This is a genomic window from Erwinia pyri (genome assembly GCF_030758455.1).
GTDB lineage: Bacteria > Pseudomonadota > Gammaproteobacteria > Enterobacterales > Enterobacteriaceae > Erwinia > Erwinia pyri.
The window spans coordinates 862961-879435 of the sequence record NZ_CP132353.1; the positions used below are offsets into that span (position 1 = coordinate 862961).

General features: G+C 56.5%; 14 protein-coding genes, 1 other RNA gene and 1 pseudogene. 10 read left to right on the forward strand and 6 right to left on the reverse strand.

Annotated elements, in window-relative coordinates; translation table 11 throughout:
- The first annotated feature begins 120 nt into the window (after positions 1-120).
- A complete protein-coding gene (gene serA / locus Q3V30_RS04070; RefSeq protein ID WP_306210718.1) occupies positions 121-1356 on the forward strand; it encodes a phosphoglycerate dehydrogenase in 1236 nt (411 codons plus the stop codon).
- A 107-nt stretch (positions 1357-1463) separates the two neighbouring features.
- Here serA and Q3V30_RS04075 read toward each other — a convergent pair whose 3' ends face one another.
- The 3 genes from Q3V30_RS04075 to zapA all read right to left on the reverse strand — a co-directional run bounded on the left by Q3V30_RS04075 (position 1464) and on the right by zapA (position 2754).
- On the reverse strand, positions 1464-2051 hold the full coding sequence (locus tag Q3V30_RS04075) for a 5-formyltetrahydrofolate cyclo-ligase (RefSeq protein ID WP_306210719.1): 588 nt from the start codon (positions 2049-2051) through the stop codon (positions 1464-1466).
- Between the two features lie 147 nt (positions 2052-2198).
- Positions 2199-2382, reverse strand: a non-coding RNA gene (gene ssrS / locus Q3V30_RS04080) — 6S RNA.
- A 42-nt stretch (positions 2383-2424) separates the two neighbouring features.
- Positions 2425-2754, reverse strand: coding sequence for a cell division protein ZapA (gene zapA / locus Q3V30_RS04085; RefSeq protein WP_306210720.1), 330 nt, complete (start codon positions 2752-2754; stop codon positions 2425-2427).
- A 170-nt stretch (positions 2755-2924) separates the two neighbouring features.
- Here zapA and Q3V30_RS04090 point away from each other — a divergent pair, with 170 nt between their 5' ends.
- From Q3V30_RS04090 to ubiI, 4 genes are read left to right on the forward strand one after another with little or no spacing between them, the layout of a single operon-like run.
- Positions 2925-3503: a YecA/YgfB family protein gene (locus tag Q3V30_RS04090; protein ID WP_306210721.1), complete on the forward strand. Its 579-nt coding sequence runs from the start codon at positions 2925-2927 to the stop codon at positions 3501-3503.
- 23 nt (positions 3504-3526) lie between these two features.
- On the forward strand, positions 3527-4840 hold the full coding sequence (gene pepP, locus Q3V30_RS04095; protein ID WP_306210723.1) for a Xaa-Pro aminopeptidase: 1314 nt from the start codon (positions 3527-3529) through the stop codon (positions 4838-4840).
- The gene (gene ubiH, locus Q3V30_RS04100; protein ID WP_306210725.1) at positions 4840-6018 is read left to right on the forward strand and encodes a 2-octaprenyl-6-methoxyphenyl hydroxylase; all 1179 of its coding nucleotides are present in this window, start codon (positions 4840-4842) and stop codon (positions 6016-6018) included. Before pepP ends, ubiH begins: the two co-directional genes overlap by 1 nt.
- Before the next feature lie 13 nt (positions 6019-6031).
- A complete protein-coding gene (ubiI, locus tag Q3V30_RS04105; RefSeq protein ID WP_306210727.1) occupies positions 6032-7234 on the forward strand; it encodes an FAD-dependent 2-octaprenylphenol hydroxylase in 1203 nt (400 codons plus the stop codon).
- Positions 7235-7262: 28 nt separating this feature from the next.
- Here the strand turns inward: ubiI and Q3V30_RS04110 are convergent, their stop codons facing one another.
- Positions 7263-8552, reverse strand: a complete 1290-nt coding sequence (locus Q3V30_RS04110; RefSeq protein WP_306210728.1) for a hypothetical protein — start codon at positions 8550-8552, stop codon at positions 7263-7265.
- Positions 8553-8958: 406 nt separating this feature from the next.
- Between Q3V30_RS04110 and gcvT the strand changes: the two genes are divergently transcribed.
- From gcvT to Q3V30_RS04130, 4 genes are all read left to right on the forward strand, one after another.
- The gene (gcvT, locus tag Q3V30_RS04115; protein WP_306210730.1) at positions 8959-10053 is read left to right on the forward strand and encodes a glycine cleavage system aminomethyltransferase GcvT; all 1095 of its coding nucleotides are present in this window, start codon (positions 8959-8961) and stop codon (positions 10051-10053) included.
- A gap of 29 nt (positions 10054-10082) precedes the next feature.
- Positions 10083-10469, forward strand: a complete 387-nt coding sequence (gene gcvH / locus Q3V30_RS04120; RefSeq protein ID WP_306210732.1) for a glycine cleavage system protein GcvH — start codon at positions 10083-10085, stop codon at positions 10467-10469.
- A 71-nt stretch (positions 10470-10540) separates the two neighbouring features.
- Entirely contained in the window at positions 10541-13414 is a 2874-nt protein-coding gene (gene gcvP, locus Q3V30_RS04125; protein ID WP_306210734.1) for an aminomethyl-transferring glycine dehydrogenase, read from the forward strand.
- Positions 13415-13476: 62 nt separating this feature from the next.
- Positions 13477-14220 (forward strand): SDR family oxidoreductase, encoded by a 744-nt coding sequence (locus Q3V30_RS04130; protein ID WP_306210737.1) that lies wholly within the window; start codon positions 13477-13479, stop codon positions 14218-14220.
- A 141-nt stretch (positions 14221-14361) separates the two neighbouring features.
- Here Q3V30_RS04130 and Q3V30_RS04135 read toward each other — a convergent pair.
- A pseudogene (locus Q3V30_RS04135) lies at positions 14362-14871 on the reverse strand (family 1 glycosylhydrolase); the annotation flags it as partial.
- Between the two features lie 62 nt (positions 14872-14933).
- A complete protein-coding gene (locus Q3V30_RS04140) occupies positions 14934-15542 on the reverse strand; it encodes an HD domain-containing protein (RefSeq protein WP_306210739.1) in 609 nt (202 codons plus the stop codon).
- 248 nt (positions 15543-15790) lie between these two features.
- Here Q3V30_RS04140 and trhA point away from each other — a divergent pair, with 248 nt between their 5' ends.
- Positions 15791-16450: a PAQR family membrane homeostasis protein TrhA gene (trhA, locus tag Q3V30_RS04145; RefSeq protein WP_306210741.1), complete on the forward strand. Its 660-nt coding sequence runs from the start codon at positions 15791-15793 to the stop codon at positions 16448-16450.
- Positions 16451-16475 lie beyond the last annotated feature (25 nt).

Here is a 16475-nt window from a genome sequence, read left to right on the forward strand (position 1 = left end):
AGGTAATCGTTTGTATTGCCGCAGGGCGAAAATTTGATATTTTGACAGAAGGCTAACTTATACCCGGGTTAAGAGAGGGATAAGCTGGCACTTCTGAAGTCTGCTAAATAGGGTCGGGAAATGGCAAAAGTATCACTGGAGAAAGACAAGATTAAGTTCCTGCTGGTGGAAGGCGTCCACCAGAGCGCGGTGGAAAACCTGCGTGCATCAGGGTACACCAACATTGAATTTCACAAGGGTGCGCTGGACAGTGAAGCGCTGAAAGAGTCGATCCGCGATGCGCATTTCATCGGTATCCGTTCGCGTACCAACCTCACTGAAGAGATTTTCGCCGCGGCAGAAAAACTGGTGGCGGTAGGCTGCTTCTGTATCGGCACCAATCAGGTTGACCTGAATGCAGCCGCTAAGCGCGGCGTGCCGGTATTCAACGCGCCATTCTCCAATACCCGATCCGTAGCAGAGCTGGTTATCGGCGAGCTGCTGTTGATGCTGCGCGGCGTGCCGGCAGCCAATGCCAAAGCCCACCGCGGCATCTGGAACAAACTGGCGGTGGGATCTTACGAGGCCCGTGGCAAAAAGCTGGGGATCATCGGTTATGGCCATATCGGCATGCAGCTGGGCGTGCTGGCAGAGAGCCTGGGCATGCACGTGTTCTTCTATGATATTGAGAACAAGCTGCCGCTGGGTAACGCCACCCAGGTTCGCTATCTCTCTGACCTGCTGAACATGAGTGATGTGGTCAGCCTGCACGTGCCGGAAACCCTCTCCACCCAGAACATGATGGGCGCAGAGGAGCTGGCGATGATGAAGCCGGGCGCGCTGCTGATCAACGCCTCTCGCGGCACCGTGGTGGATATCCCCGCGCTGTGTAAAGTGCTGGCGGATAAGCATCTTGCGGGCGCAGCGATCGACGTTTTCCCGGAAGAGCCAGCCACCAACAGCGATCCGTTCAACTCGCCGCTGTGTGAGTTTGATAACGTGATCCTGACGCCGCACATTGGCGGCTCAACGCAGGAAGCGCAGGAGAACATCGGGATTGAAGTAGCCGGTAAGCTGGCGAAATACTCCGATAACGGCTCCACGCTCTCTGCCGTTAACTTCCCGGAAGTTTCGCTGCCGATGCATGGCGACCAGAGCCGCCTGCTGCATATCCATGAGAACCGTCCTGGCGTGCTGACGGCCATCAACAACATCTTTGCTGGTCAGGGCATCAACATCGCCGCCCAGTACCTGCAAACGACCCCGCAGATGGGGTATGTGGTGATCGATATCGACGCGCCGCAGGATGTTGCCAATACCGCGCTGCAGCTGATGAAAGCGATCCCGGGGACTATTCGCGCCCGCCTGCTGTTCTAAGCATGAGCGGCAGAAGCTGAATCTGGCTTTCTGGCTGACATAGCCGCTTTATCCGCGCTGGCAGTAAAGCCCCGACAGATTTTCTGCCGGGGCTTTGTTTTATCTGCTTACCACTGCCAGATATGTGAAGGGGTAATAATGGCTGGCAGCGGCACGTCCCACTCTGCCACCGGCAGCTCATCGACCTGCTGACAGTCATGCGCCAGACCCACCGGCAGACAGCCGTGCTGCTGCCAGTTTTGCAGCGTGCGGTCATAAAAGCCGCCGCCCATTCCCAGACGCTGTCCCTGACGGTCAAAGGCCACCAGCGGCACCATCACCAGATCCAGCTCATCCAGCGTCGCCAGATGGCGTATATCCAGCGGCGGCTCAGGAATGTTCAGGCGATTGAGCGTCAGTAGGGTAGTGGGCTCATAGCGGATAAACAGCAGCTGCCCGGCAGAAAAGGGGTGAAGCACCGGCAAATAGACCTGCTGTTTGTGCTGCCACAGTTTGGCAATCAGCGGTCGGGTGCCCAGCTCGCCATCAAAAGAGAGAAACAGCGCGATTTTTTTAGCCTGCTGTAGCGGGGCGAAATTCAGCGCACGTTCAGCGGCCTGCACCGCCGCAGTTTGCTGCTGCTCTGGCGTCAGCGCGCGACGGAGATGGCGCACATGGGTACGGATATCCTGTCGGTCAAAAAGATTGAGGCTCATGCATTCCTCACGTTCAGGCTGGCTAAAAGAGGTTACCAGAAGGGTGCCACAGCTTGATACGGAGTTCGAGTTCTTCAGCAGCAACGGGCTAAAATTCGTAGCGCAAATGGTGTGGATAGAGAGACTAACCGGGATGGAACTGAATGAGGAATCTCCGAGATGCCGCCGCAGGCTGTAACCCTTGAACCCTTGGTTCAAGGTGAGACTGCCGTCGTAGCCATCAGGCTTCTCGGACGAACCGAGCTTGCACACAGGTTACAGAGCGTCAGACTCTGTTGGTATTAAATATCGGCTCAGGGGACTGGCCCGCTTGCAAACATCTCAGAGAATTTTTTTACTCCACCGTTACTCTAGCATGAATAACGATGAGGTGTTATTCGAACTTGCTTCCGGTTCTATCTGTTATGCGACCCTGTTCAAGCAATGCCTGTTCAATGGTCTGCTGCAGCATCCGGATACGCTGCTCCATGTTACTGGCGTAGTCGCGGGTTTTAACTTTTTCCGCAGCCAGTTCATGACAGATATTCAGGGCAGCGATAAAAACCAGCTGCTCGGTATTTGTGACTCTAGTGCGAACTTTTAAATCTTGCAACCGTTGATTGAGATCTTCAGCAGCCATGTTCAGCGCATCTTGCTGTTCTGGCGGACAATTTACTCGTAACGAACGGCCAAAAATTTGAATATCTACCGGTTGTGCAGACATGCCACCATCCTGACTGATTACTCTACCGCCAATCTTCCCACCGCTAGCGGAGTGGGAGGGTAGGCGACTATAACTACGCCTTATAGAAGAAACAACCCCTTTTCTGGAATCGTTGAGGCACCTGGTGGTAGCATAACACGAACTTATCCAGCCAACGATGACCAAAACGTATGTCACTATCAAACACAATGCCGGGCTATGACGCGCTGGCTTCAGCACTGACGCAGCAGGGCGTAGGGATGACACCTGCCGAAATGCACGGGCTACTCAGCGGAATGATCTGTGGCGGCACGAAAGAGAGCGGTTGGCAGACGCTGGTCCATGAGCTGACTAACGAAGGCATGGCTTTCTCCCAGTCGCTGGCTTTGCCGCTGCAGCAGCTGCATGAAGCGATCGGCAACACGCTTGAGGAGGAGGGTTTCCTGTTCCAGCTTTATCTGCCGGATGACGAAGATATCAGCGTGTTTGATCGCGCCGATGCGTTAGCTGGTTGGGTGAACCATTTCCTGCTTGGTCTGGGCGTCTCTCAGCCTAAACTCGACAAGGTAAAAGGCGAGACGGGCGAAGCGATCGACGATCTGCGGACGATTGCGCAATTGGGCTACGATGAAGATGAAGATCAGGAAGAGCTGGAGCAGTCGCTGGAAGAGGTGATTGAGTACGTTCGCGTTGCCGCGCTGCTCTGCCATGATACCTTCACCCACATTGTGCCCACGGCTGTGGAAGTGAAAAAACCGACCCTGCACTAAGCGGGTAACATCAGGAGAGAGGGATGACCCAGCAAGAATTCTTATGTCGTCGGCAGGCGCTGCTGAGCAAAATGGCCCCGGCCACGGCGGCGGTGATCTTTGCGGCCCCGGAAGCCACGCGAAGCAACGACAGCGAATACCCCTACCGTCAGAACAGCGACTTCTGGTATTTCACCGGCTTCAACGAGCCTGAAGCGGTACTGGTGCTGATCAAAAGCGACGAAAGCCATAATCACAGCGTGCTGTTTAACCGCGTGCGTGATCTGACGGCGGAAATCTGGTTTGGTCGCCGTCTTGGGCAGGATGCCGCTCCGGAGAAGCTTGCTGTAGACCGCGCGCTACCTTATGACGACATTGCTGAGCAGCTGCCGCAGCTGTTGAACGGACTGGATGGGGTTTATCACGCGCAGGGGCTGTACGCCGAAGCCGATGCGCTGCTGTTTGCCGCCCTGGAAAAATTGCGGGCCGGTTCCCGGCAGAATCTCAAAGCGCCCGCCTCGGTTACCGACTGGCGTCCCATCGTTCATGAAATGCGTCTCTTCAAGTCCCCCGAAGAGCAGGCCATTTTACGTGAAGCGGGCCGTATCAGCGCGCTGGCGCATACCCGCGCCATGCAGCAGTGCCGCCCCGGCATGTTCGAATATCAGCTGGAAGGGGAGATCCATCACGAATTCAGTCGTCATGGCGCGCGCTATCCCTCCTACAACACCATCGTTGGCGCAGGCGAAAACGGCTGCATCCTGCACTACACCGAGAATGAGAGCCAGATGCGCGAGGGCGATCTGGTGCTGATTGATGCCGGCTGTGAGCTGCAGGGCTATGCGGGCGATATCACGCGAACTTTCCCGGTCAGCGGCAAGTTTACCGCCCCCCAGCGCGCTATTTATGACATTGTGCTCAAGTCACTCAACACGGCGCTTAAATTGTTCCGCCCTGGCACCAGCATCCGTGAAGTGAATGCGGAAGTGGTCCGCATCATGGTCACCGGGCTGGTGAAGCTGGGCGTGATGAAAGGTGAAGTGGAGACACTGATTGCAGAGCAGGCGCATCGCCAGTTCTTTATGCACGGGCTGAGCCACTGGCTGGGGCTGGACGTTCACGACGTAGGTCATTACGGCAGCGATCGTGACCGCGTACTGGAACCTGGAATGGTTATCACCGTCGAGCCGGGCCTCTATATCGCTCCGGATGCGGATGTCCCGGCAGAGTACCGCGGTATCGGGATCCGCGTGGAAGATGACATCATTATCACCGCCGACGGCAATGAAAATCTCACCGACAGCGTGGTAAAAGAGGCGGATGAGATTGAAGCACTGATGGCGGCAGCGAAAGCGTAATGAGCATTGTAATTGCAGGCGGAGGAATGGCTGGCGCCACGCTGGCGCTGGCTGTTTCTCATCTCACGCAGGGAAAAGTGCCGGTCACGCTGGTGGAAGCTACTGCGCCAGCCAGCCGGACGCATCCGGGCTATGACGGCCGGGCGATTGCGCTGGCTGAAGGTACCTGTCAGCAGCTGGCCGCCATTAATCTGTGGCCGTTTCTCCACTCCTGCGCCACGGCGATCACGCACGTACACGTCAGCGATCGCGGGCACGCCAGCTTTGTTTCGCTGGCGGCAGCCGAACATGGCATCTCAGCGCTGGGGCAGGTGGTGGAGCTGCATGATGTCGGCCAGCGCCTGTTCAGCCTGCTTGAGAAAGCGCCCGGCGTGCGGCTGTGCTGCCCGGCTAAAGTCACGCAGGTGATACGTAACCAGCAGAGTACCAGCGTGACGCTGAGCAGTGGCGAAACGCTGGAAGCTCAGCTGCTGGTAGCCGCAGATGGGTCACGTTCTGCCGTTGCGGCCTCCTGTGGCGTACAGTGGCAGTCGCACGATTATCAGCAGATAGCGGTTATCGCCAACGTCTCCACGCAGCAGCCGCACGGTGGACGCGCCTTTGAGCGCTTTACCGAGCACGGTCCGCTGGCCCTGTTGCCGATGTCGGCAGGAAGAAGCTCGCTGGTCTGGTGCCATCCTCTGCAGGAGAAGGCTACCGTTGACGGCTGGAGCGACAGCCAGTTTATGGCGGAGCTGCAGAAAGCTTTCGGCTGGCGGCTGGGTCGTATCACTCAGGTAGGTCAGCGACACAGCTATCCTCTTCAGTTGCAGGCCGCCTCTCAGCATGTTTCTCACCGGCTGGCGCTGGTGGGCAATGCGGCGCAAACGCTGCACCCTATTGCCGGTCAGGGTTTCAATCTGGGGCTCAGGGATGTGATGTCCCTTGCGGAAACCGTGGCCGCATCCTGGCGCACAGGCGAAGATGTGGGGAGCTATGCCACGTTGCAGCGCTATCAGCAGCGTCGCCAGCCGGATGCTGCCGCCACTATTGGCATTACCGACACGCTGGTCAGGCTGTTTGCTAACCGCTATATACCGCTGGTGGCAGGACGCACTCTTGGCCTGATGGCCATGGACGCGCTACCGCCAGTGCGGAATTTGCTTGCCGAGCGCACGTTAGGCTGGGTCGAGCGTTAAGGAGAAAGCAGTAATGCAAACTTATGATCTCATCGTCGCAGGCGGCGGTATGGTTGGACTCGCCGTAGCCTGTGGCCTGCAGGGCACGGGGCTGAAAATCGCCGTGCTGGAACGCGAGCCAGAGCAAGCGTTTACCCTTACAGCAGAGCCCGCGCTACGCGTCTCTGCTATCAACGCCGCCAGCGAGCGCCTGCTTCAGCATCTTGATGTCTGGACCACCATCCTGTCGACACGCGCCAGCGCTTATCATGGCATGGAGGTGTGGGACCGCGACAGCTTCGGGCGCATCGCTTTTGACGATGGCCAGCAGGGCCTGGCCCATCTTGGGCATATCGTAGAGAACCCGGTCATTCACCACGCATTGTGGAAAAAAGCCAGCGAACTCAGCAACGTCACGCTGATTGCCCCCGCTGAACTTCAGCAGGTCGCCTTTGGTGACAACGAAGCGTTTGTGACCCTGAAGGATGGCACCATGATGAGTGCCCGGCTGCTGGTGGCTGCCGATGGTGCCAACTCCTGGTTGCGTAATAAAGCCGATATTCCGCTGGCCTTCTGGGATTACGAGCACCATGCGCTGGTCGCCAACATCCGCACGGAGCAGCCTCATGAGGCGGTAGCGCGTCAGGTCTTCCACGGTGACGGGATCCTGGCCTTCTTACCACTAAACGAACCTGACCTCTGCTCTATCGTCTGGTCCGTTTCTCCGCAGGAAGCGACCCGTTTGCAGTCAATGCCTGCTGAGGTCTTCAATCAGCAGCTTTCCGTGGCGTTCGATATGCGGCTGGGGCTGTGTAAAGTAGAGGGCGAGCGTAAAACATTCCCGCTGATGGGGCGCTATGCGCGTAATTTCGCGGCGCACCGCCTGGCGCTGGTGGGCGATGCCGCGCATACCATTCATCCGCTGGCCGGGCAGGGCGTTAACCTGGGCTTTATGGATGCGGCTGAACTGATAGGCGAAGTAAAACGCCTGAATCAGCAGGGTAAAGATATTGGGCAGCATCTCTACCTGCGTCGTTACGAGCGCAGCCGTAAACAGAGCGCGGCCATGATGCTGGCGGGAATGCAGGGTTTCCGGGAGCTGTTCAGCGGCACTCACCCGGCGAAAAAACTGCTGCGTGACCTTGGCCTGAGTCTGGCCGATAACCTGCCCGGCGTAAAACCCCGCCTGCTGAAACAGGCAATGGGGCTGAACGATCTGCCGGAGTGGCTGCGCTAATCTCTGCCTGCCGATGGGGCGAATGCAGCTATGCCACCCACGCGGCAAGATCCTTGCCGCGTATTTCCTGATTCATCTGTTGCAGTTCGGGCAGAGAGGCCTGGCTTAACGTCACTCCTTTTTCACCCAGGGTTGTTGCCAGCTGCTGTTGAAACCGTCCAAGCTGCTGTGGATCCAGATAGTGTGCTTTCGCCCCTGTATCCATTTTATCCCGCCCGTTAGGATTGATTCGGATCAGGGTATCTGCAGGGATTTTCACCCCTTTTGCCAGACAGGCCAGGCTTAGCGTTGCCAGATCCTGAACAGTATTGAGTTCGATCTCTTTTAATCTGCCCCCCTTCGCCGAGCCTGCCAGAGGATGGTTTTCACTCTGATAGCTGTAGTTCTTCGCTTCTCCCCCCAGCGAGCCTTTTATAGCGTGCGTTTTGAGGTCGTCGATCTTACTGAAGCCAAATACCATGGGAACGATTTTACCGTCATTGATCATCGCCAGCAGCGGTGCTTTACCCGCCTCAAGCTGCTGCTGCAGTGTTTTTGCCGCCTCCGCCAGCATAGGACGCAGCGCCGGGCCATCAAAGCGCTGTTGATGGTGGTCAGAAAAATTGATCGTGACGGACTCAGGAAATTTCAGCAAAGCCACGCTCTGCTCTGCTGGCACATTTTCAAACTTTTTTGCCCCATTGTTGCGTGCGCTGGTCAGCAAGTTCTGTAACCAGTTCGCCGCGACTTCACTAACCTCTTGGTCAGCGCTCGCCTGCAATTGCAGGGCGTTTCCAGTGGAAGGCAGCGGGCGTCCGCTTGCCAGATAACCGCCGATAGCCTGAGTCATACGATGCTGAAAAGCGCGGGCAACGGGGTTGCTGCTGTGCATCCCTCTGCCGTGAGAATAGACGCGGGGGTTGCTCCGAAAATTATTACGGGTGACCTGCTCAGATAATTTTTCGGGGGTACGATCTGAAAAAAAGACCTCTCCCTCCAGCGATTGCGTCCCGCCTTTGGCATCATTGACGCCCCCTCTTAATTCGCCCGATGCCAGAATTTCAAATCCCCACGGAGAACCATGCAGCGCTTCAGGTTTGGTATAGCCTTTTGGCGCTGTTGGATTCATAGAGGAGAGCAGCGCACCGTGCATTTTTTCGCGCAGCGCCACATCGATAGATCGTCGTCTGGAAAGCAGATCAACAGGTGAGAGGTTAGCTTCATTAAGCTGGCTGGCCTTATGTCCTTCCTCTCTCAACTGGGTGATAGCGGCTGGGTCGTGCTGTTCGACCGCCTGGTGAAGCGGAAAGGTATTCACTGAGGTTGATTTGATATCCATAGCCTGTAACCAGAAGAGAGATTGTCACGTTAAGTGTTCATTCTGGTTAAACGGTTCCCGCAGAACGGCTTCATTTGAAAAATTCTAATTTCACCCCTGTTTTCAGATTACTTATTTTCATGCATTAGATGTTTCATCTTGCCGAATTATTTTGGACTCTTTGCAGTAACGCTATTTTTAAACTGGTCTCACCGCCCTTAATTGTCATTTTTGCGTGCTTCTTTACAGATTTATGGTGAAAAATTTCGGAAACTCTCCGCTGGCCCAGGGGGCGATCGGAAATTTTCGACCCCGTTTTACTTATGGTTAATGGCTGCGTTCAGTGGTAAGTTCAGAACCAGGTTATCGTTTGCGTACGGCTCAGAGCCGCAGCAGGACGTCCAACTAATTGCCTCACAGGATTGATATGACTCAGCAAACCCCCTTGTTCGAACAGCATCAGGCATCAGGCGCGCGCATGGTCGATTTTCACGGCTGGATGATGCCGCTGCATTACGGCTCGCAGATGGATGAGCACCATGCCGTGCGTACTGATGCCGGCATGTTCGACGTGTCGCACATGACTATTGTCGATCTCAACGGTGCGCGTACGCGTGAGTTCCTGCGCTATCTGCTCGCCAACGACGTCGCCAAACTCACGCAGCCTGGTAAAGCGCTTTATACCGGGATGCTGAATGCATCCGCTGGCGTAATTGACGATCTCATTGTTTACTTTATGACCGAAGACTTTTTCCGACTGGTGGTCAACTCGGCGACCCGGGAAAAAGATTTGGCGTGGATTGCTGAGCATGCGGCGCCTTACGGCGTGCAGCTGACGCCGCGTGATGACCTGTCGCTGATCGCCGTGCAGGGGCCTCAGGCGCAGGCAAAAGCGCAGACGCTGTTTGATGAGGCGCAGCGTGAGGCAGTTGCCGGCATGAAGCCATTCTTTGGCGTGCAGGCGGGTGAGCTGTTTATCGCCACCACCGGCTATACCGGTGAAGCGGGTTACGAAATTGCGCTGCCGAATGAACAGGCTGCTGATTTCTGGCAGAAGCTGCTGGAGGCAGGCGTTAAACCCGCCGGTCTGGGCGCACGCGATACGCTGCGTCTGGAAGCGGGCATGAATTTATATGGTCAGGAGATGGACGAAGGTGTCTCTCCGCTGGCCGCTAACATGGGCTGGACCGTAGCGTGGCAGCCTGAAGATCGTGATTTCCTTGGTCGTGAGGCGCTGGAAGCGCAACGTGAAAAGGGCACTGACCAGCTGGTGGGTCTGATCATGACGGAGAAAGGCGTGCTGCGAAATGAGTTGCCGGTACGCTTTACCGACAGCGAAGGCAATCTGCGTGAAGGGATCATTACCAGCGGCTCCTTCTCTCCAACGTTAGGTTGCAGCATCGCCCTGGCACGCGTTCCTGCTGGCATTGGCGAGCAGGCCATCGTGCAGATCCGTAACCGGGAAATGCCGGTAAAAGTCACCAAACCTGTTTTTGTTCGCGCCGGAAAACCCGTCGCCTAATAACGATAACTTCTCAGGAGAGCAGGGCTATGAGCAATGTCCCAAATGAACTGAAATACCGCGACAGCCATGAGTGGGTGCGCAAAGAAGCTGACGGAACTTACACCGTGGGCATTACCGAGCACGCGCAGGAGCTGCTGGGCGATATGGTTTTTGTCGATCTTCCTGATGTCGGCAACACCTACAGCCAGGGCGATGACTGCGCCGTAGCTGAATCTGTGAAGGCAGCTTCCGATATCTATGCGCCGATCAGCGGCGAAATTATTGCAGTTAACAGCGCGCTGGATGGCGAACCGGAGCTGGTTAACAGCGCCCCCTACGCCGAAGGCTGGCTGTTCAAAATCAAAGCCAGCGATGAAGCCGAGCTGGATGCGTTGATGGATGCGGATGCTTATAAAGAGAGCATCGACGAATAACTGCTTACGCGGGTGGGGCGGCCTTGACCGTCCCGCCCTGCTTACCCTGCCCGATTCAGGATTTACCGCTAATGACTCAGACTCTCAGCCAGCTTGAACACACCGGTGCGTTTATCGAACGCCACATTGGCCCGTCGCAGGAGCAGCAAACGGCGATGCTCAATGCTACCGGTGCCAGCTCACTCCAGGACCTTATTGCGTCAATTGTGCCCGCAGATATCCAGCTACCGAGCCCGCCTGCGGTAGGGGATGCGCTGACCGAGCATCAGGCGCTTGCGGAGCTGAAGGCGATTGCCAGTCAGAATCTGCGCTATAAATCCTATATCGGCATGGGGTATACCCCGGTACTGACGCCGCCGGTTATCCTGCGCAACATGCTGGAAAATCCGGGCTGGTACACCGCCTATACGCCTTATCAGCCAGAGGTCTCACAGGGCCGTCTGGAAGCACTGCTGAACTTCCAGCAGGTGACGCTGGATCTCACCGGGCTGGATATCGCCTCCGCCTCATTGCTGGATGAAGCTACCGCTGCGGCGGAAGCGATGGCGATGGCAAAACGCGTCAGCAAGCTGAAAAACGCTAACCGCTTCTTTGTGGCGGACGATATTCATCCGCAGACGCTGGATGTGGTGCGTACCCGTGCGGAAACCTTTGGGTTTGAGGTGCTGGTCGACAGCGCAGCAAAAGTGCTCGACCACCAGGACGTTTTTGGCGTGCTGTTACAACAGGTTGGCACCACGGGTGAAGCTCACGACTATACCGATCTGATTGCCGAACTGAAAAACCGCAAGGTCATTGTCAGCGTTGCGGCAGATTTTATGTCTCTGGTGCTGCTGCAGGCACCGGGCAAAATCGGCGCGGATATCGTGTTTGGTTCCGCACAGCGCTTCGGCGTACCGATGGGCTACGGCGGCCCGCATGCGGCCTTCTTTGCTGCGCGTGATGAGCATAAGCGCTCGATGCCGGGACGTATTATCGGCGTTTCGCGCGATGCGGCAGGCAACACCGCCTTGCGTATGGCTATGCAGACCCGCGAGCAGCATATCCGCCGCGAAAAAGCCAACTCCAACATCTGTACCTCGCAGGTGCTGTTAGCCAATATCGCCAGCCTCTACGCCGTGTTCCACGGGCCGGTGGGGCTGAAGCGCATCGCTTCCCGCATTCACCGTCTGACCGATATTCTGGCGGCTGGCCTGCAGAAAGGCGGCCTGACGCTGCGTAATCAGCACTGGTTCGATACGCTGACCGTTGAAGTGGCCGATAAAGCCGCGGTGCTGGATCGCGCCCTGAGCTTTGGTGTGAACCTGCGTACCGATATCCATAACGTGGTAGGGATCACCCTGGATGAGACCACGCTGCGGGAAGATATCACGGCGCTGTTCTCCATCCTGCTGGGTGAAAACCATGGGCTGGATATTGATGCTCTGGATGCCGCCGTTGCCGCAGAAAGCACCTCGGTGCCCGCTGCGCTGCTGCGCCAGGATCCGATTCTGACCCATCCGGTGTTCAACCGTCATCACAGCGAAACCGAGATGATGCGCTATATGCACAGCCTGGAGCGTAAAGATCTGGCGCTGAATCAGGCGATGATCCCGCTGGGATCCTGCACCATGAAGCTGAATGCGGCGGCTGAGATGATCCCGATCACCTGGCCTGAATTCTCGGAACTGCATCCGTTCTGCCCGGCCGACCAGGCGACGGGCTATCTGCAGATGATCGGTCAGCTTTCCCAGTGGCTGGTGCAGCTGACCGGTTATGACGCGCTCTGCATGCAGCCAAACTCTGGTGCGCAGGGTGAGTACGCTGGTCTGCTGGCGATCCGCCGCTATCACGAAAGCCGCAACGAAGGCGGGCGTAATATCTGCCTGATCCCAAGTTCCGCACACGGCACCAACCCGGCTTCAGCTCAGATGGCTGGCATGTCCGTGGTGGTGGTGGCCTGTGACAAGCAGGGCAACATCGACCTGGCCGATCTGCGGGCGAAAGCGGAGCAGACGGGCGATGCGCTCTCCTGCATCATGGTGACCTATCCTTCTACTCACGGCGTGTACGAAGAGACCATCCGCGAAGTCTGCCAGATCGTCCACCAGTTTGGCGGTCAGGTCTATCTGGATGGCGCCAACATGAATGCCCAGGTGGGGATCACTACGCCTGGCTATATCGGCGCGGACGTTTCTCACCTTAACCTGCATAAAACCTTCTGCATCCCGCACGGCGGCGGCGGCCCGGGCATGGGACCCATCGGCGTGAAAGCGCATCTGGCACCGTTTGTGCCAGGGCATAGCGTGGTGCAGATTGATGGCGTACTGACGCAGAATGGCGCTGTCTCTGCCGCACCGTTTGGCAGCGCGTCAATTCTGCCAATCAGCTGGATGTATATCCGCATGATGGGGGCTGAAGGGCTGAAGCAGGCCAGCTCTGTGGCTATCCTCAATGCCAACTACATCGCCACCCGGCTTAAATCTGCTTACCCTATCCTCTACACCGGGCGTGATGGCCGCGTGGCGCATGAATGCATTCTGGATATTCGTCCGCTGAAAGAGCAGACCGGCATCAGCGAGCTGGATATTGCCAAGCGTCTGATTGACTACGGCTTCCATGCGCCAACCATGTCCTTCCCGGTTGCGGGAACGCTGATGGTTGAGCCAACGGAATCTGAAAGCAAAATCGAGCTGGACCGCTTTATTGATGCCATGCTGGCGATTCGCATGGAGATCGATCGGGTTGCGGATGGAGAGTGGCCTGCGGATGACAACCCGCTGGTCAATTCACCCCATACCCAGATGGAAATCGTGGGCGATTGGACGCATCCTTACAGCCGTGAGCTGGCGGTGTTCCCGGCAGGCAGTGACAATAAATACTGGCCGACCGTGAAGCGTCTTGATGACGTTTATGGCGACCGCAATCTCTTCTGTTCCTGCGTACCGATGAGCGAATACGAGTAGTCTGGCGTTTACGGCTAAAGTTAAAAGGGCACAGCAAGTGCCCTTTTTTTATGGAGAAAATGATGAAAATTGCGTTAGTAACCGGTGGCAGCCGGGGAATAGGGCGGGCAACATCGTTACTGCTGGCCCGGCGCGGATACAACGTGGCGGTGAATTATCACCAGAATGTCGCAGCGGCAGCAGAAGTGGTCGCGCTGATTACAGAGCAGGGCGGCAAGGCTTTTGCCGTTCAGGCTGATATTGCCGATGAGCAGCAGGTTGTGGCGATGTTTGAACAGATTGATCGTCAGCCGGGTCAGCTTGGTGCGCTGGTGAATAATGCCGGGATCCTGTTTCAGCAGACCCGCGTGGAGCAGCTGACGGCTGAGCGAATCAATCGGGTCTTTGCCACCAATGTTACAGGCTGTTTTATCTGCTGTCGTGAGGCGGTAAAAAGGATGGCTTACCACCACGGCGGAGAGGGCGGCGCTATAGTCAACGTCTCCTCAGCGGCAGCGCGACTCGGCGCGCCTGGCGAGTATGTTGATTATGCGGCATCAAAAGGGGCGATGGATACGCTGACCACAGGACTTTCGCTGGAGGTAGCCGCTCAGGGGATCAGGGTGAATGGTGTACGTCCCGGCTTAATCTATACGGAGATGCATGCCGATGGCGGCGAACCCGGAAGAGTGGATCGTGTTGCACCCGCCTTACCCATGCAGCGAGGCGGCCAGCCTGAAGAGATCGCTCAGGCTATTTTGTGGCTGCTGAGTGACGAGGCCTCCTATATCACCGGCTCCTTTATTGATGCAGCAGGCGGACGATAGAAACAGACGCCAGGCAATACTGCACAAACATTGCTGGGTATCGCCCGGCTACAGCCTCCAGGCCTGGAGGCTTCCGGCTTTTACCGGGCCAACGCTCTGTACCTTTAAGAGTGATAAAAGGTATCGGTTCAGATCGGGCTACAGCTCTGCCAGCGAATAACGCAGCCCAACGGGATCAATCTGCCAGCCCCAGTCAGAAGCCTTAACGTGCGGATTAGGCACGCTGCCCTCAAATCCTGACACGGCGCTTCCTGTTCCTGCGGCGCTGGCCTGTACGGCGTTACTCATGTAATAGCTCAGGCCAATATAATCGGCGCAACCCTCAAGCAGGATCTCCGCATCGCCCGCCTGCATATCAATCTGGTAACCCTTGCGCGCCCACTCGTTAACGATATAGGAGGGATAATAGCCACGCATATGCACGTCACTAAACAGGTAGCGTTCACGCATCGCTTGCTGGGCAAGCATCACATCATCGGGATGGCAGGACCAGGGATAGAGCGGCACCATCGCAATCATGCAGCCAATTTTCATCTCAGGGTTGATCTCATGCCCGAGCCTGACCACTTTCGCGCTGGCGACAAACTGATGATGCAGCACCTGATACATCGCCTGCTCAGGCTTTTCATGATCGGTAAACACCACGCCAGAGCTGAGAAGCTGCTCGCAAAATGGCGTTCCGGGGCGCAGCAGAATGCACCCCGGCCTGCTCCCTACATTAACCAGCCCCGCTGCTGAGCCTGTTCCAGGTGCTGTTTCAGGTAATGCCAGAGCGCAGGCCACTCTTTTTCAATCGTGGCGTTGCGGCTGATAACCTGTTCCAGACGGATATGGTTCTCTTTCCAGCTCTGTCCCTGGTTATGCAGGTTCTGGATAACGGGCAGGGCGCGATCGAGCATATTCGCAAAGCGTGAATCTGCCGTTTCACCCGCTTCATATTCATCCCAGAGCGCGCGGAATTTTTCACCCAGCGCAGCCGGGAGCAGGGCGAAAATCCGGTCGGCGGCCGCGACTTCCTGGGCATGAATGGCTTCACGGGCCGCGAGGTCATAAACCATCACGTCGCCGGCATCAATTTCCACTACGTCATGCAGCAGCGCCATCTGCACCACGCGCGTCACGTTCACCTCTGAGCCGGAATAGGGGGCCAGGCTCATCGCCGCCACCGCCAGCTGCCAGCTGTGTTCGGCAGAGTTCTCATAGCGGGAGTTGCCGATCAGCCGGGTACGGCGCTCGACGCTTTTCAATTTATCCAACTCCATCAGGAACTGAATAACCTCTGTCATTTCACCGAAATCAACGGCGGATACGCTCTCGGACATGGCTGGCCTCGTGATTTTCCCTGAAAAAAGTTGCCAACCAGTGTAAGGGAAACGATTGCGCAGATCTCGCCTAAAAGTGTGGGTTACACTCGATCACGGTTTATTTTAAGCTTACACCTGTACTCTGAAATTATTCTCAGCTAGGCTGTTCGTGCTCAAGCTACTGGCCTGTCCCCGCTCACCGCAACCATTGTTGAGCGGTTCTTAACTACTATTCAGGCCCGTTCAGGGTACGGAGATAAGGCTTCATGACGGAAAAATCATTATCAGAACATGAACAAGGCTATTCACTGGCTGAAGAGGTGGCGAACAGCATCAGCCACGGCATTGGTTTACTGTTAGGGATTATTGGGCTGGTCCTGCTGCTGACCCAGGCCATAGAGGCAAAGGCCACCACGCTGGCTATTGCCAGTTACAGTCTCTATGGCGGCAGTATTATTCTGCTCTATCTGGCTTCCACGCTCTATCACGCGATCCCTAACCCGCGTGCGAAATTCTGGCTGAAGAGGCTGGATCACTGCGCTATCTATATTTTGATCGCCGGCACCTATACCCCTTTTCTGCTGGTGGGGCTGCAGTCGCCGCTGGCGCATGGATTAATGGTGGTGATCTGGAGTCTGGCGCTGCTTGGCGTGATCTTTAAGCTGGCATTTATTCATCGCTTTGAGGCGCTCTCCGTCATCACCTATTTGCTGATGGGCTGGCTCTCGCTGATTGTGGTCTACCAGCTGGCGATGAAACTCTCTCCGGGCGGGATCTGGCTGCTGGCAGCGGGAGGCATAACCTATTCGCTGGGGGTGATTTTCTATGTCTCGAAGCGCATCCCCTATAACCACGCTATCTGGCATGGGTTTGTGCTCGGCGGCAGCCTCTGCCATTTTCTGGCGATCTATCTCTATGTGATGTGAAAACAGGAGCCGTAAGGCTCCTGTT